The following is a 19313-nucleotide window of genomic DNA, read 5'->3' on the forward strand; positions in this document are numbered from 1 at the left end:
GGCGGGCCGCGCCGGTCAGCCGCCGCTGCGCCGCAGCCGCTCGCCGCCGGCCAGTACCGCCGCCGCCAGCGCGTCGGCGGCCTCCCCGGCCGGGCCCCGGCGGCGGCCGTGCACCAGGACGAAGTCGACCTTGCCCAGCTCGGGCAGGCCCGCCCGGTCGGGCAGCCGGAACAGGCCCGGCGGGATCAGCCGCCGGGAGTGGGCCATCACCCCGAGACCGGCCCGGGCCGCCGCGATCAGCCCGTTGAGGCTGCCGCTCGTGCACACGATCCGCCACGGCCGGCCCTGCCGTTCCAGCACCTCGAGGGCGCGGGCCCGGGTGATGCCCGGCGGCGGATAGACGATCAGCGGAACCGGCCGGTCCGTCTCCAGCCGCAGCCGCTCGGCGCCGATCCACACCAGGTCGTCGCGCCACACCAGCGCGCCGCGCGGATCCTCGGGGCGCCGCTTGGCCAGCACCAGGTCGAGTTTCCCGGCGGCCAGCCGCTCGTACAGCGTGCCGGACAGCTCCACCGTCAGCTCCAGGTCGACCTCCGGATGGTCGTAGCGGAAGCCCTCCAGGATCTCCGGCAGCCGGGTCAGCACGAAGTCCTCCGAGGCGCCGAAGCGCAGCCGGCCCCGCACGCGCGTGCCGGAGAAGAACGCCGTCGCCTGCTCGTGCACCTCCAGGATCCGGCGGGCGAAGCCGAGCATCGCCTCGCCGTCCTCGGTCAGCTCCACCGAGTGGGTGTCCCGGGCGAACAGCTGCCGACCGGCCGCCTCCTCCAGTCGTCGCACATGCTGGCTCACCGTGGACTGGCGCAGCCCCAGTCGCCGGGCGGCCTGGGTGAAGCTCAGCGTCTGGGCGACCGCCAGGAAGGTGCGCAGGTGCGTCGGCTCGTACACACCCCGAGCCTAGCGCGGTCATCACGGTAGGCGATCACAGTCAGAGCGGTATACGGGATTCCCGATCGGCGGCGCCAGGAGGACGATGGAGGGGGGCCCTGCGGGCCCGGGACGTACGACACAGAGCAAGACGACAGCAAGACGACAGCAAGACGACAGCAAGACGAAACAGAGCAATCGGAGCATCGTGACACGCCTGCGCCGGCCCAGTTGGCTGCCGATCGACCCGTACATCGTGCTGCTGCTCGGGACGGTGGGGCTCGCCGCCCTCCTCCCGGCGCGCGGCACGGCCGCCGACGTGACCTCGGGCGCCTCCACGGCCGCCATCGCCTTCCTCTTCTTCCTCTACGGCGCCCGGCTGTCCACCGGTGAGGCGCTGGACGGACTGCGCCACTGGCGGCTGCACCTCACCGTGCTGATCTGCACCTTCGTCATCTTCCCGGTGTTCGGGCTGGCCGCCCGGGGCCTGGTGCCGGTCCTGCTGACCCAGCCGCTCTACCAGGGGCTGCTGTTCCTGACGCTGGTGCCGTCCACCATCCAGTCGTCCATCGCGTTCACCTCCATCGCCCGCGGCAACGTGCCCGCGGCGATCTGCGCCGGATCCTTCTCCTCCCTCGCCGGCATCGTCCTGACCCCGCTGCTCGCGGCGGGGCTGCTCGGCGGCGACGCGGTCGGGTTCTCCACGGACTCGCTGGTGAAGATCGTGCTCCAGCTGCTGGTGCCGTTCCTCGCCGGGCAGCTGCTGCGGCGCTGGATCGGCACGTTCGTCACCCGGCACAAGAAGGTCCTCGGCCTGGTCGACCGAGGCTCCATCCTGCTGGTCGTCTACACCGCGTTCAGCGAGGGCATGAACCAGGGGATCTGGCACCAGGTCAGCCCGCTGCGGCTGGCCGCGCTGCTCGGCGTGGAGGCCGTGCTGCTGGCGGTGATGCTGGTCCTGACCTGGTACGGCGCCAAGGCGCTCGGCTTCGGCCGGGCGGACCGGATCGCCGTGCAGTTCGCCGGGTCGAAGAAGTCCCTCGCCTCCGGGCTGCCGATGGCGAGCGTCCTGTTCGGCCCCCAGGCATCCCTGGCCGTCCTGCCGCTGATGCTCTTCCACCAGATGCAGCTGATGGTGTGCGCGGTCATCGCCAAGCGCCGCTCCCACGACCCGGAGGCGGCCGAGGACGCGCCCCGCGAGCCGGGGGACGCGCCCGAGGGGTCAGCCGCGGACCCGGTCCAGGGGCAGCCACACAGCCGTGTCCTGCGCTGACCGCAGCACCCTGGGGTCCGCCGGTTCCGCGTCGTCCAGCACCCGGTCCCACACCCGCACCTCGTCCAGCGCGCCGGTGAGGAAGGCGCGGCCGTCCATGCGCTGACCGAGGTGCACGCCGAAGGGCGAGTTCCGGCTGACCGAGCCCGGCCGGTCCGGCGTGGAGACGGCCGCGCCGTCGACGGACAGCGACAGCAGCCCGCCGCCCCGGCGGAGCACGGCGTGATGCCACCGGCCGTCGTTGTGGGCGGTCGGGGTCTGCACGGACGCGGACTGCGGCGCCCCGGCCCCGTTCCGTACGGTGATCAGCGCCCGCACCCGGTCGCTCGCGGGCTCCCCGCGCAGCCACACCTGCGGCTGGTTGGTGCCGATCCCGCCCATCCACAGCAGCGGCTGCTCGCCGGCGGTCGCCGAGTACCGGAACCACAGCGACACCGTGAAGTCCTTGGTGCCGAGCGGGAGCCCGGCGCGGTACGGCAGCCGGACCGCGTCGTCCGTGCCGTCGAACTCCAGCGCGCCGCCCGACACGCCGTCGACGCGCTCCGGGTCGCCGAGCACCGCCGCCGGGCGGGCGTGCCGGGCGAGGTCGGGGGTGACGGGGTCGGGGCCGCGGCGCGGGGCGAGCCGGTCCTCGGTGAAGCGGGCGAAGCGGATCTCGTCCCGGGCGTCCACCGCCCCGCCCTCGTACAGCAGGCCGGCCGTGGTGGAGCCGATGCGCACCAGGTCCGAGTAGCCGGACCAGTCCGTGGTGACGACCGTGCCCCGGTCCGCGCTGTCCCAGGTCCGCCCGTCGTCCCAGGAGGAGCGGATCATCATGGTGCGGCGCCGGTCGGGGTCGCCGGGGCAGGCGAGCAGCAGGCGGTCGCCGAGCCGCAGCATCGAGCCCTGCACCTGCGGGGTGTACAGGTCCGGCAGGGCGCGGAAGGGTCCGGTGAAGGCGGTGCCGCCGTCCCGGCTGACGGCCTGGGTGCGGTGGCCGAGGTCGGTGCCGTCCTGTTCCCGCCCGCTGACCAGGACCGATCCGTCGGCGCGCTCGGCGAGGGTGAGTTCGGAGGGCTTCTGCCGGAAGGTGCCGTCGGCGGCGATGGGCCAGGTGTCGGTGGCGCCGATCCGCCAGTGGCCGCCGTGGTCGTCGCTGACGATCAGCGCCGCGTGGTTGGCGGTGACCCTGGTGCCGTCCCAGGTCTCGGTGTTGACGCCGAAGACCAGGCGCCCCGCGTACCGGCCGCGGGTCAGCTGGATGCCGTGCACGGGCCCGGTGGCGTACCAGGAGTTCCAGTCGGCGGGCAGGATCTCGGGGCTCAGGTCGCGCGGCGCGGACCAGGTCTCGCCGTCGTCGTCGCTGTACTGCAGGTGCGGGGTGCGGTCGCAGGGGACGCGGCAATTGGCGCCGTCGGTACGGCCGGTGTTGTAGGTCTCCGCGAGCCAGACCCGGCCGGTGTCGCGGTCCACGACCGGCGCCGGGTTGCCGTGGGTGTCGCCGGCGCCCTCGGTGACGACCTGGAGCGGCCCCCAGGTGCGCCCGCCGTCGGTGGAGCGCTTGAGCACGATGTCGATGTCGGCGGCGTCGCCGCAGTTGAGGACCCGGCCCTCGGCGAACGCCAGCAGGGTGCCGTCGGTCGTGCGCACCACCGCGGGGATGCGGAAGCAGGCGTAACCGGGGTCCTGGGCCGCCTTGAACAGCACCTGCTGCTCGAACTCCGGTGCTGTCACGAAGGGTTGGGCGTGAGCCGGTGCTGCGGGCAGGAACGGCAGGAGCAACCCGGCCAGGACCAGGGCGAGTACGGGTCTGAGGCGGGTGCGGAGACCTGGCGGCACGGTGCGGCCTGCCCTTCGTCGGCCGGATGAGCGGACATCCGGACATCCCATGTCCAACATGCGCCCGAACGACGGTAGTTGCGGGGTGCGCGGCTCACAAGAAGCGTGCACTCACGGGCACAGGACGACTTTGCCGAGGTTGGCCCGCGTGGTGATCACCCGGTGCGCCGCCTCCACCTCCTCCAGGGCGAACTCCCCGTGCACGGCGGGCCTCAGGGCGCCCTCGGCGTACAGCCGCCACAGCTCCCGCAGCCACCGCTCGTACAGCTCCGGCCGCTCGCGGGCGATCAGCGCCATCTGGAAGCCGGTCACCGACTTGGCGCCCACCAGCAGGTCGTACGCCTGGATGGTGCCGCCGCCCGAGCTGTAGGCGACCAGGCGGCCGTGCGGGGCGAGCGCGGCCAGGGCCGGGGTGAGCAGTTCGCCGCCGACGGCGTCCAGGACGCAGTCGACCGGCTCGCCCCAGCCGTCGTCGTCGTACCGCACGCAGTCGTCCGCGCCGAGGGAGCGGACGAAGTCCGCCTTCGCCGCGCCGGAGACGGCCCCCACCACCCGGCCCGCGCCCCGCGCCCGGGCGAGCTGCACCGCGAGGTGCCCGACACCGCTCGCCGCCGCCGTGACGAGGACCGACTCGCCCGGCGCGAACCGTGCCGCCTCCAGTGCGCCGTAGGCCACCAGGCCGCTGCGCACCAGCGCGATCGCGGCGACGAAGCCGGCGTCGTCCGGCACCGGTGAGGCCATCGCCTCGTGCACCACGGCGAAGTCGGCGTAGCCGTGGCCGAAGCACAGCCCGGTCACCCGGTCGCCGGTCCGGAAGCGGGACGCGCCGGGGCCGGCCGCCACCACCTCGCCCGCGACCTCCCCGCCCAGCGGCACCGGCTCGGCGGCCTCGGCCACCTTGCGGACCATCGGCAGGGTGAGGCCGACGGCGGCGCAGCGCACCAGCAGCTCGCCGGGGCCGGGCTCCGGGACGGGCGCCTCCTCCAGGAACAGGGGGCCGCCGGCGGACTCGTAGCGGACGCGACGCATCGCACACCTCCTCGGGCCGGGCACACCGGCACCGTCGGTCGGGGAAATATTCGTTGGGAACACCCATAATTCGTTGGGAGTGCCAACGGTAGAGGAGGTTCGTTGGGAAGTCCAATGATTCTTCGGTTAGGCTGCGGTCATGGCCGAAGCACCCCTGCCCGCGATCCGTTCCCTGCCGAGCTGGCTGCTGGGCCGGGCCGCCGCCCGGGGCCGCGCCCTGGTCGCCGACGCCCTGGCGGCCGAGGGGCTGAAGATGTGGCACCACGTGGTGCTCTCCGCCGTCCGCGACCTCGCCCCGGTCGCCCAGGCCGACCTCGGCCGCGGGGTGAGCCTGGACCCCAAGGACGTGGTCGGCATCCTCAACGACCTCCAGTCCGCGGGCCTGGTCGAGCGCGCCCCCGACCCCCGCGACCGGCGCAAGAACGCCGTGACCCTCACCGACGACGGCGCCCGGCTCCTCGCCCGCTGCGAGAAGGCCGCGCGCGAGGCCAACGACGAGCTGCTCGCCCCGCTGTCGGCCGACGAACGGGAGCGGTTCATGGAGCTGCTGGCCCGGATCTCCGGGGTCTCCGGCGTCCCGGGCGGCACCGGGGGGTCCGGTGGCTCAGCCGCCTCAGGGGGTCGCGGTGGTACCGGGGACTCCGCCGTGCGGGGCTGACCTCGCCGCCCGGCGGTGCCGTCAGTCCTGGGAGGCCGGCTCCCGCAGGGCGATGCGGTGCTCGCCCGCGTAGACGTTCATCGAGGTGCCCCGCAGGAAGCCCACCAGGGTCAGGCCGGTCTCCGCGGCCAGGTCCACCGCGAGCGAGGACGGCGCCGAGACGGCCGCGAGCACCGGGATGCCCGCCATGACCGCCTTCTGCGCCAGCTCGAAGGAGGCCCGGCCGGAGACCATGAGGACCGTCCGGGACAGCGGCAGCGCGCCGCTCTGCAGCGCCCGCCCCACGAGCTTGTCGACCGCGTTGTGCCGGCCCACGTCCTCGCGGGTGTCCAGCAGCTCCCCGTCCTCGTCGAACAGGGCCGCCGCGTGCAGTCCCCCGGTCCGGTCGAACACCCGCTGGGCCGCCCGCAGCCGGTCGGGAAGGCCCGCCAGCAGCTCGGGGGTGACCCGGAGCGGGGGAGTGTCGGCGATGGGCCAGCGCGCGGTCGTGCGGACGGCGTCCAGGCTGGCCTTGCCGCACAGGCCGCAGGAGGAGGTCGTGTAGACGTTCCGCTCCAGGGTGAAGTCGGGGAGGGCGACGCCGGGGGCGGTGTGCACGTCGACCACGTTGTAGGTGTTGGAGCCGTCCGCCGTGGCGCCCGCGCAGTAGACGATGTTCCGCAGGTCCGCCGCCGTGGCCAGGACGCCCTCGCTCACCAGGAAGCCGGCCGCCAGCGCGAAGTCGTCGCCCGGGGTCCGCATGGTGATCGCCAGCGGCTTGCCGTTCAGCCGGATCTCCAGGGGTTCCTCCGCGACGAGGGTGTCCGGCCGGGTGGAGACCGCCCCGTCCCGGATGCGGAGGACCTTGCGTCGTTCCGTGACTCGTCCCATGTTCCGATCAGCCCCGGTTCTGTGCGTGCTGGCCGCCGACCGTCTCATTGTCCTGCACATGGGGAGCGGGGGACCCGGCGGGGGCGGGTTCCCGAGGTGGGCGCGGCGACGCGGATCATGTGGACGTCCGACAGTCTGACGGGAGCCGACAACTGCGGCACCGGTTTCCTGTGGCCTCACCTGCCGTCGTACCGACCGGTCACTGACCACACTGGTGGGTCCCGCCACCCAAGGCCACGAGGGGATTCCCGAATGAACGGCTCGCGCATCGTCGCCATCGGCCACTACCAGCCCGCCCGGGTGCTCACCAACGACGACCTGGCGGGCATGGTCGACACCAGCGACGAGTGGATCCGCAGCCGCGTGGGCATCCGGACCCGGCGCATCGCCGGCCCCGACGAACCCGTGGACGAGCTGGCCGCGCACGCCGCCGCCAAGGCCCTCGCCGCGGCCGGGCTGACCCCGGACGACATCGACCTGGTGCTCGTCGCCACCTCCACCGCCATCGACCGCTCCCCGAACACCGCCGCCCGGGTCGCGGCCCGGCTCGGCATCCCCGGGCCCGCCGCGCTGGACGTCAACGTGGTGTGTGCCGGGTTCACCCACGCGCTCGCCACCGCCGACCACACCCTGCGGGCCGGCGCCGCCACCCGCGCCCTGGTCATCGGCGCCGACAAGATGTCCGACGTCGCCGACTGGACCGACCGCAGCACCTGCGTCCTGGTCGGCGACGGGGCCGGCGCCGCCGTCGTGACCGCCTGCCCGCCGGGGGCCGGGCCCGGCATCGGGCCGGTGCTGTGGGGTTCGGTCCCCGAGATGGGGCACGCCGTGCGGATCGAGGGCACCCCGCCCCGCTTCGCGCAGGAGGGCCAGAGCGTCTACCGCTGGGCCACCACCCGGCTGCCGGCCATGGCCCGCCAGGCCTGCGAGAAGGCCGGGGTGGCACCCGAGGACCTCGCCGGGGTCGTCCTGCACCAGGCCAATCTGCGGATCATCGAGCCGCTGGCCCACAAGCTCGGTGCCGTCAACGCGGTGATCGCCCGCGACGTCACCGAGTCCGGCAACACCTCGGCCGCCAGCGTCCCGCTCGCCTTCTCCAAGCTGCTCGAACAGGGCGCCCTGAGCAGCGGCGACCCGGTGCTGCTGTTCGGGTTCGGCGGCAACCTCTCCTACGCCGGGCAGGTCGTGCGCTGCCCCTGAGGCCCGGCCGCGGGCTCCCGTACGCCCCGTCCGGGACCTGCGTACGGAATCCTGTGCACCGTAGACTGTAGACGAAAGACAATCGATACTGAGCGTCCATCGCCCACGCGTCAGACCCGCCCAGGAGGACCGCGATGTTGTCGACCGGACTGCCGCAGGGGGCGGTGCCCAGGCTGGAGCGGCCGGGCCCGCTGCGCGAGCGCGTGTACGAGGCGCTGCTGGAACTCATCACCACCCGCGCCCTGCGGCCCGGACAGCACCTGGTGGAGAGCGAACTCGCCGGGCACCTCGGCGTCTCCCGGCAGCCCGTGCGCGAGGCGTTGCAGCGGCTGAACACCGAGGGGTGGGTCGATCTGCGGCCCGCCCAGGGCGCGTTCGTGCACGAGCCGACCGAGGAGGAGGCCGACCAGCTGCTCACGGTGCGTACCCTGCTGGAGGCGGAGGCGGCCCGGCTGGCCGCCGCGCACGCGGACAGCGCCGGCGTCGCCGCCCTGGAGGAGCTGTGCGCCGAGGGCGAGCAGGCCGTGGCGGCCGAGGACGTGGACCGCGCGGTCGCCCTCAACGCGGCCTTCCACAGCAAGGTGATGGAGCTGGCCGGCAACACGGTCCTCGCCGGGCTCGCCGCCCAGGTGGACCGGCGGGTCCGCTGGTACTACACCCCGGTGGCCCGGCAGCGCGGCGGCCAGTCGTGGGTCGAGCACCGGGAACTGATCGCCGCCATCGACGCCCGGGACGAGCAGCGCGCCACCCGGCTGATGCGCGAACACACCGAGCACACCCGGCGGTCGTACCACGAGCGCGACACCGCCTGACGACACCCGCCGGGCGTCCCCCCGTCGGGCCATGGACGGGGAAACGCCCGCAGCGGTACGGCGGGTCGAACGGGTGGGCCGTCAGGTGGCCGGACGCGGCGCCGGGGCCGGCACCCGGTCCGTGTCGCCCCGGCCCGGCTGCCGCAGCAGCAGGGCCAGCGCCGCCGCCACCATCGAGACACCGCCGGCCAGCGCGTAGGCACCGTCGTAGCCCCAGGCGCCGACCACCATGGAACCGAGGCCGCCGCCGAACAGCCCGCTGATCAGCTTGCCGCTGTACACCAGGCCGTAGTTGGTGGCGTTGTAGTTCTCCCCGAAGTAGTCCGGGGTCAGCGCCGCGAACAAGGGGTAGAACGCGCCGCCGCCGAAGCCGGAGAGGAAGGCGAAGAACAGGAACAGCCACTGGTTCTTCGCCTCGCCGGCCCAGATGACGCCGAACTGGGCGAGCCCCAGCACCACGATGACGAACACCAGCGTCGTCCTGCGGCCCCACAGGTCCGACAGCCAGCCCACCACCGCGCGGCCGATGCCGTTGATGACGGCCATGACCCCCATCGAGGAGGCCGCGACCAGGGGACCGAAGCCGACCTCCTTGGCGAAGTCGACCTGGAAGGAGATCCCGAAGATCGACACCCCGGCCGTCATCACGACCATGACCCACATCAGCGGCAGCATCCCGGTCCGCACGGCCTCCGCGGGCGTGAACTGGCGTACCGCCGGCGGGTTCTTGGCCAGGCTCGCGGCGCTCGCGCCGTTCACCGGGCCGGTCGGCGGGGCCACGTCGGCGGGCCACCAGTTCTTCGGCGGGTCCTGGAAGAAGAACGCGCAGACCGCGACCACGATCAGCACGTAGACGCCGATCAGATCGAGCACCCGGTCGTAATCCCCGGTGTCGAACGCGTAGTTGAAGATGAAGATGAAGGGCAGCGAGCCGTAGGCGAAGCCCCCGTTGACGAAGCCGGTCTTCGCCCCGCGCCGCTCCGGGAACCACTTGCCGACCATGTTGATGCACGTCGCGTAGATCAGCCCGGAACCGACCCCGCCCACGACACCGAAGCCCACGATCGCCGGCAGGACGTCGCGCAGGTGGGCCAGGGCCAGGAAGCCGAGCAGACACATCACGGCGCCGAGGTACATCGCCCGGCGCGCCGTGAGCAGGCCCCGCTCGCGCAGCCAGCCGGCCGGGAACGCGATGCCCGCCTGGAAGAAGATCCAGACGCTCAGGATCCAGAAGGTGTCGCTCTGGGTCCAGCCGTGGGCCGCGGACAAGGTGTCCTCGGCGGAGCCGTAGGCGTACTCCGAGACACTGATGGCCATCATGGAGAGCCAGGGCAGGTACACCATGAGCTTGCGGGAGTGACCGAGGATGTCCCGGTCCGTCTCGCCGACGCGGTAGACCCGGCCGCGGGCGTCGGTCACCTCGCGGTAGGCGTGGTGCGGCCGGTCCGGTTCGGCCGGGTTCCGCCGTGTCTTCATGTGATCTGACGTCATGTCAGGCCAGCTCCTCGCCGGTGGGGGGAACGGATGGAGGACGGACGGTGCGCCGGGCACGGGGCGGTGCCCGGCGCCGTACGTGAAGAGGAGGGAGGCGGGTGGGGCGAGCGGAGGGGGCGGGGCCGGTGGGACGCGCCCTCAGGCCCGCGACCGCCGGCCGGTCACCTCATGAACCGCCGGGCAGCAGGCCGGCCGCCCGCGCCCACCGGTACTTGGCGCCGAGCACGGCCACCGGCTTCTCGGTCGTGTACGGATACGCCACGACCCCCCGCTCGAACAGGTACCGGCAGGCCTCCTCGACCTCCACGTCACCGGCGAGGGAGGCCACCACCGGCTTCTCGACGCCGCGTTCGCGGAACTCGGCCACCACGCGCGCGGTCAGCTCGGCGAACACCATCGGCGGGGTGACGATGGTGTGCCAGTAGCCCAGCACCAGCGCGTGCACGCGCGGGTCCGCGAGTCCCAGCCGGATCGTCGCCTCGTACGTCGCCGGCGGCTCGCCCCCGGTGATGTCGACCGGGTTGCCGGCCGCGCCGAACGGCGGGATGAACCGGCGGAACGCCTCGTCCAGGTCGGGCGGGATCTCCATCAGCGACAGCCCGTTGTCCGCCACCGCGTCCGACAGCAGCACCCCGCTGCCGCCCGCGCCGGTGATGATGACGACGTTGTCGCCTTGCGGGGCGGGCAGCACCGGCAACGCGCGCGCGTACTCCAGCAGGTCCTCCAGGCCCGGCGCCCGGATCACCCCGGCCTGCCGGAGGATGTCGTCGTAGACCGCGTCGTCGCCCGCGAGCGCCCCGGTGTGCGAGCCGGCCGCCCGCGCGCCCGCCGCGGTACGGCCCGCCTTCAGCACCACCACCGGCTTCCTCGGCACGACCTCGCGGGCCGCCGCCACGAACGCCCGCCCGTCCTTGAGGTCCTCGAGGTGCATGGCGACGCACTCGGTGTGCGGATCCTCGCCGAACCAGGTCAGCAGGTCGTCCTCGTCCAGGTCGGCCTTGTTGCCGAGGCCGACGATCGCCGACACGCCCGTCCGCGTGGTGCGCGCGAAGCCGAGGACGGCCATGCCGATGCCGCCGGACTGCGAGGTGAGCGCCACCGGGCCCTTGACGTCGTACGGCGTGCAGAACGTGGCGCACAGGTCCTGCCAGGTGGAGTAGTAGCCGTAGATGTTCGGGCCGAGCAGGCGTACGCCGTACCGCTCGGCGATCTCCACCAGCTCCGCCTGGAGTGCGTGTTCGCCGGTCTCCGCGAACCCGGACGGGATGAGCACGGCGTTGGGGATGCCCTTGCGTCCCACCTCCTCCAGCGCCGCGGCCACGAACCGGGCCGGGATGGCGAAGACGGCCACGTCCACCTCGCCGGGCACATCGGCGACGCTCTTGTACGCCTTGCGGCCCAGGATGTCGTCGGCCCGGGGATTCACCGGGTGGATGTCACCGGCGAACCCGCCGTCGAGGAGGTTGCGCAGCACCGAATTGCCGATCTTCCCGGGCTCGTTGGAGGCACCGATCACGGCGACCGAGTGCGGCCTCATCAGCCGGCGCATCGAGGCGAGGATCTCCTCGCGGCCGTACGTCCGCCGGGGGACCGGCCGCTGCTCGGCGAGGATGATCCGGATGTCGGCGGCGACCGCGCCCCGGTCCGTGGCGATCACCGGATTGAGGTCCACCTCCCCGATCTCGGGGAAGTCCGCGACCAGTCGGGACACCCGCCGGATCTGCTCGGCCACCGCCCACCGGTCCACCCCGGCCCGGCCGCGGACCCCGCGCAGGACCTGGGCCGCCCGGATGGAGTCGAGCATCGACAGCGCCTCGTCCGCAGAGACCGGAGCGAGGCGGAACGTCACATCCCTCAGCACCTCCACCAGCACCCCGCCCAGCCCGAACGCCACCACCTTCCCGAAGGCCGGATCGGTGACCGCGCCGACGATGACCTCCTGGCCCGCCGGCAGCAACTCCTGCACCAGCACGCCCTCGATACGGGCCCCGGCGTCGTAGGCGCGCGCGTTGCCGACGATCTCGTGGAACGCGGCCCGCACCCGGTCCGCGCCCGCCACCCCCACGACGACCCCGCCGGCCTCGGTCTTGTGCAGGATGTCCGGCGAGACGATCTTCAGCACCACCGGCCCGTCCAGCCGCGCCGCCGCGGCCACCGCCTCGTCCACGTCCCTGGCCAGTTCCTCGCCCGGCACGGCGATCCCGTAGGCGTCGGCGACCACCCTGCCCTCGGGTGCGGTCAGCGCGGTACGGCCCTCGGCCCGCACCGACTCCAGCAGCGCCCGCACCCGGGCCACCCGCTCCTCGTCCCGCACTCAGATCACCCCGTCCGATTTCAGCAGCCGCAACTCTTCGTCACCGAGGCCCAGTTCGCCGGCGTAGACCTCTTCGTTGTGCTCGCCGAGCAGGGGCGAGGAGGTCACCTCCACGGGGGAGTCGGAGAGCTTGATCGGGCTGCCGACGGTGACGAACTCGCCGCGCTCGGGGTGCGGGACGCGGACCACCATGCCGTCGGCGGCCAGCGAGGCGTCCTCGATGATCTCCTTGGTGGACAGGATCGGCCCGCACGGGATGTCGTGTGCGGTCAGCCGCTCCAGCACCTCCCACTTGGGCAGCGTGGCCGACCACTCCTCGATCAGCTGGAACATCTTGTTCAGCTTCGGCAGCCGGGCCTCCGGCGTGGCCCACTCGGGGTCGTCGGCGAGCTCCGGCCGGCCGATGAGCCCGGTGATCGGCCGCCAGCCGACGGGCTGCACGATGACGTACACATAGTCGTTCGGGCCGCCCGGCGCGCACTTGACCGCCCAGCCCGGCTGACCGCCGCCGGAGGCGTTCCCCGAGCGGGGGACCTCCTCGCCGAAGTCCTCGTTGGGGTATTCGGCCAGCGGCCCGTGCGCCAGCCGCTGCTGGTCGCGCAGCTTCACCCGGCACAGATTGAGCACGGCGTGCTGCATGGCCACGTTGACCCGCTGGCCGCGCCCGGTCCGCTCCCGCTGGAACAGGGCCGCGAGGATCCCGGCGACGGCGTGCACCCCCGTCCCCGAGTCCCCGATCTGGGCTCCCGTCGCCAGCGGCGGCCCGTCCTCGAAACCGGTGGTCGCCATCGACCCGCCCATGGCCTGCGCGACGACCTCGTAGGCCTTGAACCGGGTGTACGGGCCGTCCCCGAACCCCTTGATGGAGGCGTAGACGATCCGCGGGTTGATCTCCCGGACGCGTTCCCAGCCGAAGCCCATCCGGTCGACGGCGCCCGGCCCGAAGTTCTCGACCATGACGTCCGAGCGGCGGATCAGCTCGGTGAGGATCTCCTTGCCGCGCTCGGTCTTGGTGTTCAGCGTGATGCTGCGCTTGTTGCAGTTGAGCATCGTGAAGTACAGCGAGTCGGCGTCCGGCAGGTCCCGCAGCTGCCTGCGGGTGATGTCACCGGTCGGTGCCTCCAGCTTGACGACGTCCGCGCCGAGCCAGGCCAGCAGCTGGGTGGCGGACGGCCCGGACTGGACGTGGGTCATGTCGAGGACGCGAATGCCCTCAAGAGCCTTGGCGGTCATGGGCGTTCACCTCACTTGTACATCGTCTGGTTCATGGTTCCGGGGGCGTACGCGTCCGGGTCGACCCAGACGTTGATCAGCGACGGCTTCCCGGACTCGCGGGCCCGGCGCAGGGCGGGGCCGATGTCGGCCGGGTCGCGGACCTCCTCGCCGTAACCGCCCAGGATCCGCGCGAACTGGTCGTACGGCACGTCGCCGAGGGTGTTGCCGACCCGCTCGCGGTCCTTGCCGTACTTGGCGGCCTGGCCGTAACGGATCTGGTTCATGGAGGAGTTGTTGCCGACGATGCCGACGAACGGCAGGTCGTAGCGGACGAGGGTCTCGAAGTCCCACCCGGTCAGCGAGAAGGCGCCGTCACCGAAGAGCGCGACCACCTCCTTGTCCGGACGGGCCTGCTTGGCGGCGAGCACGAAGGGGATGCCGACGCCGAGGGTGCCGAGCGGGCCCGGGTCCATCCAGTGGCCGGGCGACTTGGGCTGGACGACCTGCCCGGAGAAGGTGACGATGTCGCCGCCGTCGCCGATGTAGACCGAGTCCTCGGTGAGGAAGTCGTTGATCTCGCTGACCAGCCGGTACGGATGGATGGGCGAGGCGTCCGACCTGAGCTGCGGCAGCCGCTTGCCGAGGGCCGCCTGCTCCACCGCGCGCAGCTCGTCCAGCCACTCCTTGCGCCGCACGGCCCCGCCGTCGGTCCGCCCGGACGCGGCCTGGGTGACGGCACTCAGCACCAGTGAGGCGTCGCCGACGATCCCGAGGCCGATGTCGCGGTTCTTGCCCACCGTCCGGTAGTCGAGGTCGATCTGCACGACCGTGGCGGTGGGGGAGAGGCGCCTGCCGTAGCCCATGCGGAAGTCGAACGGGGTGCCGACGATCACGATGACGTCGGCGTGCGAGAAGGCGTACCGGCGGGAGAGCTGGAAGTGGTGCGGGTCGCCGGGCGGCAGGGTGCCGCGCCCGGCGCCGTTCATGTACGCCGGGATGTTCAGGGTGCGCACCAGTTCGACGGCGGCCTCGGTGCCGCGGGTCGTCCACACCTGGCTGCCCAGCAGGACGGCGGGTTTGCGGGCGTGCACCAGCAGGTCGGCGAGCCGTTCGACCGCCTCCGGGTCGCCGGCCGAGCGGGTGGAGGCCCGGTAGGCGCCGGCCCGGGGCACCCGGGCCTGCTCGCGCGGCACCTTGGCGTCGAGGACGTCCCGGGGGATCTCCAGGAAGGAGGGGCCGGGGGCGCCGTGGTAGCACTCGCGGAAGGCCATCGACACCATGTCCGCGGCGCGGGTGGTGTCCGGCACGGTCGCCGCGAACTTGGTGATCGGCGTCATCATGTCGACGTGCGGCAGGTCCTGGAGGGACCCCATCCTGTGCTGGCTGAGCGCGCCCTGGCCGCCGATGAGCAGCATCGGGGACTCGGCGCGGAAGGCGTTGGCGACCCCGGTGACGGCGTCGGTCGTGCCGGGGCCGGCGGTGACCACGGCGCAGCCCGGTTTGCCGGTGATCCGGGCGTACCCGTCGGCGGCGTGCGCGGCGACCTGCTCGTGGCGTACGTCGACGACCTCTATCCCCTCGTCCACGCAGCCGTCGTAGATGTCGATGATGTGGCCGCCGCACAGGGTGTAGACGCGGTCGACGCCTTCGGCCTTCAGCGCCTTGGCGACGAGATGGCCGCCGGAGATCAGGTCCTGGGCGGGATGGGCGTCCTGGGTTTGGGGCATGGCGAGGTCCTCTCCCTTGCCGAGGTGTGCATACAGCACATTGCATACAGTCGACGAATACTGTATGGACTCGTTATCCCTCATCCGGCGGGCGGTGTCCAGGGGGCGCAGGCACTTTCGGCCGCCGCGCTCGACGGATTCCGGTCCGTCGCGCAGGGTGCGTTCGCTCTCACCGACCGTGCGGGACGGGCGTACCGCGCAGGTGGGAGCGTTTCCGGCTGTCGCCCCGCGGTGGATACGCAGGTGAAACGCACTCCGAAACCTTGGTATTGTTGTCCATGTCGCCGCGGGGAACACGCCCCGCAAGGCGGCAGACACCTGGTCCGGGTGGCGGAATGGCAGACGCGCTAGCTTGAGGTGCTAGTGCCCTTTATCGGGCGTGGGGGTTCAAGTCCCCCCTCGGACACCAGCGGAAGACCCCAGTTCACCTGGGGTCTTTCTGTTTCTCCGGCTGTGACGTGACCGACCACGTGACCTTCCGTCTCTGCGCAGCGGTCTCCCGGGAGCGTTTCCGGTTCCGTCAGGGGGGGGGGGCGGCGGCAGACGGTCAACCTGCCGCGGTGGTCAGGAGTCCTCCTGGATACCGAATCCGGCTAGGGATGGGGAACCTCACATGCCCACGCACGCCTTACCCCGCACTCTGGTCGCCGTCGCTCTGGCGGGAGCGGTGGCCGTGACCGCGGCCGTCCCGGCCTCCGCCGCACCGCGCGCCACCTCACACCACTCCACTCACTCCGCGACGCAGGACGCCCTCGACGCGATCACTCGTGGAGGAACGCCCGGTGTCCTGGCCAGGGCCGACCGCGCGGGCGAGGTCTGGCATGGCACTTCCGGTGTGGCGGATCTTCGCACCGGCCGCCCGCGCCTGCCGCGGGACCGGTTCCGTATCGGTAGTCTGACCAAGCCCTTCATCGCCACCGTCGTGCTCCAGCTCGCCGCCGAGCCCGCGTACGGCCTGTCGATCGACGACACGGTGGACAAGTGGCTGCCCGGCCTGGTGCGCGGCAACGGCAATGACGGGCGCCGGATCACCCTGCGCCGGCTGCTCCAGCACACCAGCGGGCTGTACGACTACATCGACGACGACGGATTCCGCGCCAAGTTCACCGGACCGGCGTTCCTCTCCCACCGGTACGACGGCGCCACGCCGGAGGAACTGGTGCGGACCGGCCTTGCCCACGAGCCGCTGTTCGATCCCGGCGACGGCTGGTCCTACTCCAACACCAACTACATCCTGGCCGGCATGGTCATCGAGAAGGCCACGGGCAACAGCTACGCCACCGAAGTGGAACGGCGCATCATCAGACCCCTCGGCCTGCGCGGGACCACGGTTCCCGGCACGTCGTCGTCGGTGCCCGGCCCGCATGGGCGGCACTACTCCAAGCTCTACGTGGACGACCCTGCCGCTCGGGTTCACGACGTCACCGACTTCAACCCTTCGGTCTCCGGGGCCTCCGGCGAGATCATTTCAACCACTCGCGACCTGAACACCTTCATCCGTGCCCTCCTGCGCGGCAAGCTCCTCCCTCCGGTCCAGCAGCAGGAGATGTTCACCGGCTACGACCTGGGGGGCGGCCGGACGTACGGCCTAGGGATCAGGTCACAGACGCTCAAGGCATGCGGTGTGAAGGTCTGGGGGCACTCGAGCGAAGTCCCCGGTTCCCTGACCCGGACGGCGGCCACCACCGACGGCGAGCACGTCTTCACGCTCAACCGGAACAGCGACTGGGGTGATCCGGCACTTGAACAGGCAGCCGTCGAAGCGGAGTTCTGCGGCTGACCCGACGCCGTTGATCGGCGTCCGGGTGCGGCCACGACCGCCCCGCACCCGTGAGCCGGGTGAGTGCCGAACGTTCGGACCCAAGAGCCGGGGCGGTATTGCAATGGATGGTCCAAAAACGTAGGCTCCGGGTATGGCCCGACCGAGGACGTTCGACGAAGAGCAGGCTCTGGACGCGGCGATGCGGACCTTCTGGCGGAAGGGGTATGAGGCCACCTCCACCGAGGATCTGTGTGCCGCCACCGGACTGGGGCGCAGCAGCATCTACAACACCTTCAAGAGCAAGCGCGCCCTGTTCCAGCGCGTCCTGGACCGCTACATGACCACCATGAACGCGGGTCAGCTGGCCGTGCTGGAGGATCCGGGACTCAGTGGCGCCGACCGGATCCGCGCCCTGTTCGCCCGGGTGCTCGACGGTGACGCCGAGAACCGGCCCACCGGTCGCAGCCTGGGCTGTCTCGGTGTGAACACCACCATCGAACTCGCCGGACGCGACGCCGTCGCGGCCGGGATGCTCGAGCGCGACACGGCCCATCGGCTGGACGCCCTGCGCGCCGTCGTCGAGGCCGGCCGGCGTGACGGCAGCATCACCTCCTCCCGGGACGCGGGCGACCTGGCCCGGTTCCTCAACGCCACCATCGCGGGCCTGCGTGTCTCCGCCCAGGGCGGCGCCGACCGGGCCGCGCTGGACGCCATCGCCGCGATCGCCCTCGACGCGCTGACCGCCTGACCCCGGCGGGCTGTCGGGCCCCGTCCGCCGGGTCGGCGGGGAGGGCTGTGGCGCGTCGTGAGCCTTCCCGCTGACCTATTTTTGAACTGATCTATCCAAAATTCCCTGCATGACCCTCGCGTGTCTGTGTTTTGGACAGATCAGTACGTAACTGAGTCGCCCGCCGTTCAGTGCGGGTCCGTACCCGAAGGAGCAACCACCGTGCCCCGTGCCGTCTACGTCCTGGCGCTCGGCATCTTCGCCATGGTGACCAGCGAGTTCGCGGTCGCCGGCCTGATGCCGCAGATGGCCGCCGGCCTGCACGCCACCGTTCCGCAGATCGGCTATCTCATCACCGCGTTCGCCGCCGCCATGGCCCTCGGCGGCCCGGTGCTCACCGTGGCGGTGATGAAACTCCCGCCCCGCACCGCCCTGCTGGTGCTGTTCGCCGTCTTCCTGGCCGGCAACGTACTCGCCGCCACCGCGACCGGTTACGGCACCATGCTCGTCGCCCGTATCGTGACCGGTGTCGCCTCCCAGGCCTTCTTCGGCGTCGCCATCTCGCTGTGCGCCCGGCTCACCCGGCCCGAGATCCGGGGCCGGGCCATCGCCGTGGCCATGAACGGGCTGATGCTCGGCACGCTGCTCGGACTCCCGCTGTCCACCCTGATCGGCGAACGGCTCGGCTGGCGCGCCGCGTTCTGGGCCGTCTCGGCGCTCGCCCTGGCCGCCGCCGCGGCCACCGCCGTCGGCGTGCCGCGCCTCGCCGCGGCCCCGAGCGGGGGTCTGCGCGCCGAGGCCGGTGTCTTCGCCCGGCCCCGTCTGTGGCTGGCGCTGGCCACCAGCACGCTGATCATCGGCGCCACCTTCTCCGCCTTCAGCTACTTCAACCCCATCCTCACCGGTCTCACCGGCTTCTCCGCGGGCACCGTCCCGCTGCTGCTGATCGCCTACGGCGCCGCCACCGTCGTCGGGAACACGGTCGTCGGGCGGTTCGCCGACCGGTACACCCTGCCGGTCCTCGCCATCGGCCTGGTGCTCAGCCTGCTCTTCCTGACCGGCTTCGCGGTCTTCGCAGGTGTGCCCGCCCCCGCCGTGGTCTGCATGCTGGGCGTCGGTCTGGTGGGCGTCACCATGAACCCGGCGATGGTCACCCGGGTGCAGCGCGCGGGCAACGCCGGGCCGCTGGTCAACACCGTCCACTCCTCCTTCATCACGCTCGGCGTCATCCTCGGCTCGTCCCTCGGCGCCGTCGCCATCGACCTGTGGAGCCTGCGCGCCCCGCTCTGGCTCGGCGCCGCCCTCGCCGCCGTCGGACTGCTCACCGTCCTGCCCGAACTCCGCCGCACCGGCGGGACGTCGGCCGGCATGGGGGCGGTCCCGACAGGGGTTGTCGAGGAAGCGGCGGCAGGGGTTGGGGGAGAGGTGACAGGCCTGCGGGAAACGGTGCGCGAGGGCTGATCGGTCGGTGGACGCCGGTCCGGGGCGCCGACATCACGCCGGGCCGGCCGTCGGCGTCGCGCTGGACTGGGTGTCGGCGTGGTGGGGGG

Annotated in this window: 14 protein-coding genes, 1 tRNA gene and 1 pseudogene; 8 read left to right on the forward strand and 8 right to left on the reverse strand. The window is 72.4% G+C overall.

Annotated features, from left to right (window positions below):
- Positions 1 to 15 precede the first annotated feature (15 nt).
- The gene (locus HB370_RS32485; RefSeq protein ID WP_030789095.1) at positions 16 to 885 is read right to left on the reverse strand and encodes a LysR substrate-binding domain-containing protein; all 870 of its coding nucleotides are present in this window, start codon (positions 883 to 885) and stop codon (positions 16 to 18) included.
- A gap of 187 nt (positions 886 to 1072) precedes the next feature.
- Between HB370_RS32485 and HB370_RS32490 the strand changes: the two genes are divergently transcribed.
- Positions 1073 to 2137 carry a bile acid:sodium symporter family protein gene (locus HB370_RS32490; RefSeq protein ID WP_051816046.1) on the forward strand — a complete coding sequence of 355 codons (1065 nt, stop codon included), beginning with the start codon at positions 1073 to 1075 and terminating at the stop codon, positions 2135 to 2137.
- Here the strand turns inward: HB370_RS32490 and HB370_RS32495 are convergent.
- Positions 2087 to 3955, reverse strand: coding sequence for a sialidase family protein (locus tag HB370_RS32495; RefSeq protein WP_030789091.1), 1869 nt, complete (start codon positions 3953 to 3955; stop codon positions 2087 to 2089). The genes HB370_RS32490 and HB370_RS32495 overlap by 51 nt on opposite strands.
- A 111-nt stretch (positions 3956 to 4066) precedes the next feature.
- Positions 4067 to 4984 (reverse strand): zinc-binding dehydrogenase, encoded by a 918-nt coding sequence (locus HB370_RS32500; protein WP_030789089.1) that lies wholly within the window; start codon positions 4982 to 4984, stop codon positions 4067 to 4069.
- A 139-nt stretch (positions 4985 to 5123) separates the two neighbouring features.
- Between HB370_RS32500 and HB370_RS32505 the strand changes: the two are divergent.
- Positions 5124 to 5558: pseudogene (locus tag HB370_RS32505) on the forward strand (MarR family transcriptional regulator); the annotation flags it as partial.
- Between the two features lie 105 nt (positions 5559 to 5663).
- Here the strand turns inward: HB370_RS32505 and fdhD are convergent.
- The gene (gene fdhD, locus HB370_RS32510) at positions 5664 to 6512 is read right to left on the reverse strand and encodes a formate dehydrogenase accessory sulfurtransferase FdhD (RefSeq protein WP_030789083.1); all 849 of its coding nucleotides are present in this window, start codon (positions 6510 to 6512) and stop codon (positions 5664 to 5666) included.
- Between the two features lie 252 nt (positions 6513 to 6764).
- Between fdhD and HB370_RS32515 the strand changes: the two genes are divergently transcribed.
- Positions 6765 to 7712: a beta-ketoacyl-ACP synthase III gene (locus tag HB370_RS32515; protein ID WP_030789080.1), complete on the forward strand. Its 948-nt coding sequence runs from the start codon at positions 6765 to 6767 to the stop codon at positions 7710 to 7712.
- A 134-nt stretch (positions 7713 to 7846) separates the two neighbouring features.
- The gene (locus tag HB370_RS32520) at positions 7847 to 8524 is read left to right on the forward strand and encodes a GntR family transcriptional regulator (protein WP_030789077.1); all 678 of its coding nucleotides are present in this window, start codon (positions 7847 to 7849) and stop codon (positions 8522 to 8524) included.
- An 81-nt stretch (positions 8525 to 8605) separates the two neighbouring features.
- Here the strand turns inward: HB370_RS32520 and HB370_RS32525 are convergent, their stop codons facing one another.
- The 4 genes from HB370_RS32525 to HB370_RS32540 all read right to left on the reverse strand — a co-directional run bounded on the left by HB370_RS32525 (position 8606) and on the right by HB370_RS32540 (position 15274).
- Positions 8606 to 10015: an OFA family MFS transporter gene (locus HB370_RS32525; RefSeq protein ID WP_030789074.1), complete on the reverse strand. Its 1410-nt coding sequence runs from the start codon at positions 10013 to 10015 to the stop codon at positions 8606 to 8608.
- A 169-nt stretch (positions 10016 to 10184) separates the two neighbouring features.
- A complete protein-coding gene (locus tag HB370_RS32530; RefSeq protein ID WP_030789071.1) occupies positions 10185 to 12332 on the reverse strand; it encodes an acetate--CoA ligase family protein in 2148 nt (715 codons plus the stop codon).
- A complete protein-coding gene (frc, locus tag HB370_RS32535) occupies positions 12333 to 13565 on the reverse strand; it encodes a formyl-CoA transferase (protein ID WP_030789069.1) in 1233 nt (410 codons plus the stop codon).
- 11 nt (positions 13566 to 13576) lie between these two features.
- Positions 13577 to 15274: a thiamine pyrophosphate-binding protein gene (locus HB370_RS32540; protein WP_030789066.1), complete on the reverse strand. Its 1698-nt coding sequence runs from the start codon at positions 15272 to 15274 to the stop codon at positions 13577 to 13579.
- A gap of 321 nt (positions 15275 to 15595) precedes the next feature.
- Between HB370_RS32540 and HB370_RS32545 the strand changes: the two genes are divergently transcribed.
- The 4 genes from HB370_RS32545 to HB370_RS32560 all read left to right on the forward strand — a co-directional run bounded on the left by HB370_RS32545 (position 15596) and on the right by HB370_RS32560 (position 19224).
- Positions 15596 to 15683: transfer RNA gene (locus tag HB370_RS32545), tRNA-Leu, on the forward strand.
- 204 nt (positions 15684 to 15887) lie between these two features.
- Positions 15888 to 17054, forward strand: coding sequence for a serine hydrolase domain-containing protein (locus tag HB370_RS32550; protein ID WP_030789063.1), 1167 nt, complete (start codon positions 15888 to 15890; stop codon positions 17052 to 17054).
- 133 nt (positions 17055 to 17187) lie between these two features.
- A complete protein-coding gene (locus tag HB370_RS32555) occupies positions 17188 to 17784 on the forward strand; it encodes a TetR/AcrR family transcriptional regulator (protein WP_030789060.1) in 597 nt (198 codons plus the stop codon).
- A gap of 201 nt (positions 17785 to 17985) precedes the next feature.
- Positions 17986 to 19224, forward strand: a complete 1239-nt coding sequence (locus HB370_RS32560; protein WP_078637702.1) for an MFS transporter — start codon at positions 17986 to 17988, stop codon at positions 19222 to 19224.
- Positions 19225 to 19313: the final 89 nt, after the last annotated feature.

It is taken from the genome of Streptomyces sp. DSM 40868, from assembly GCF_011820545.1.
In the GTDB taxonomy this organism is placed as follows: Bacteria; Actinomycetota; Actinomycetes; order Streptomycetales; family Streptomycetaceae; genus Streptomyces; species Streptomyces eurythermus.

Coding starts and splice junctions, on each gene's coding strand:
- HB370_RS32555 (WP_030789060.1), top strand. CDS start 17,188: ATGGCCCGACCGAGGACGTTCGACGAAGAGCAGGCTCTGGACGCGGCG.
- HB370_RS32515 (WP_030789080.1), top strand. CDS start 6,765: ATGAACGGCTCGCGCATCGTCGCCATCGGCCACTACCAGCCCGCCCGG.
- HB370_RS32520 (WP_030789077.1), top strand. CDS start 7,847: ATGTTGTCGACCGGACTGCCGCAGGGGGCGGTGCCCAGGCTGGAGCGG.
- fdhD (WP_030789083.1), bottom strand. CDS start 6,512: ATGGGACGAGTCACGGAACGACGCAAGGTCCTCCGCATCCGGGACGGG.
- HB370_RS32525 (WP_030789074.1), bottom strand. CDS start 10,015: ATGACGTCAGATCACATGAAGACACGGCGGAACCCGGCCGAACCGGAC.
- HB370_RS32500 (WP_030789089.1), bottom strand. CDS start 4,984: ATGCGTCGCGTCCGCTACGAGTCCGCCGGCGGCCCCCTGTTCCTGGAG.
- HB370_RS32550 (WP_030789063.1), top strand. CDS start 15,888: ATGCCCACGCACGCCTTACCCCGCACTCTGGTCGCCGTCGCTCTGGCG.
- frc (WP_030789069.1), bottom strand. CDS start 13,565: ATGACCGCCAAGGCTCTTGAGGGCATTCGCGTCCTCGACATGACCCAC.
- HB370_RS32540 (WP_030789066.1), bottom strand. CDS start 15,274: ATGCCCCAAACCCAGGACGCCCATCCCGCCCAGGACCTGATCTCCGGC.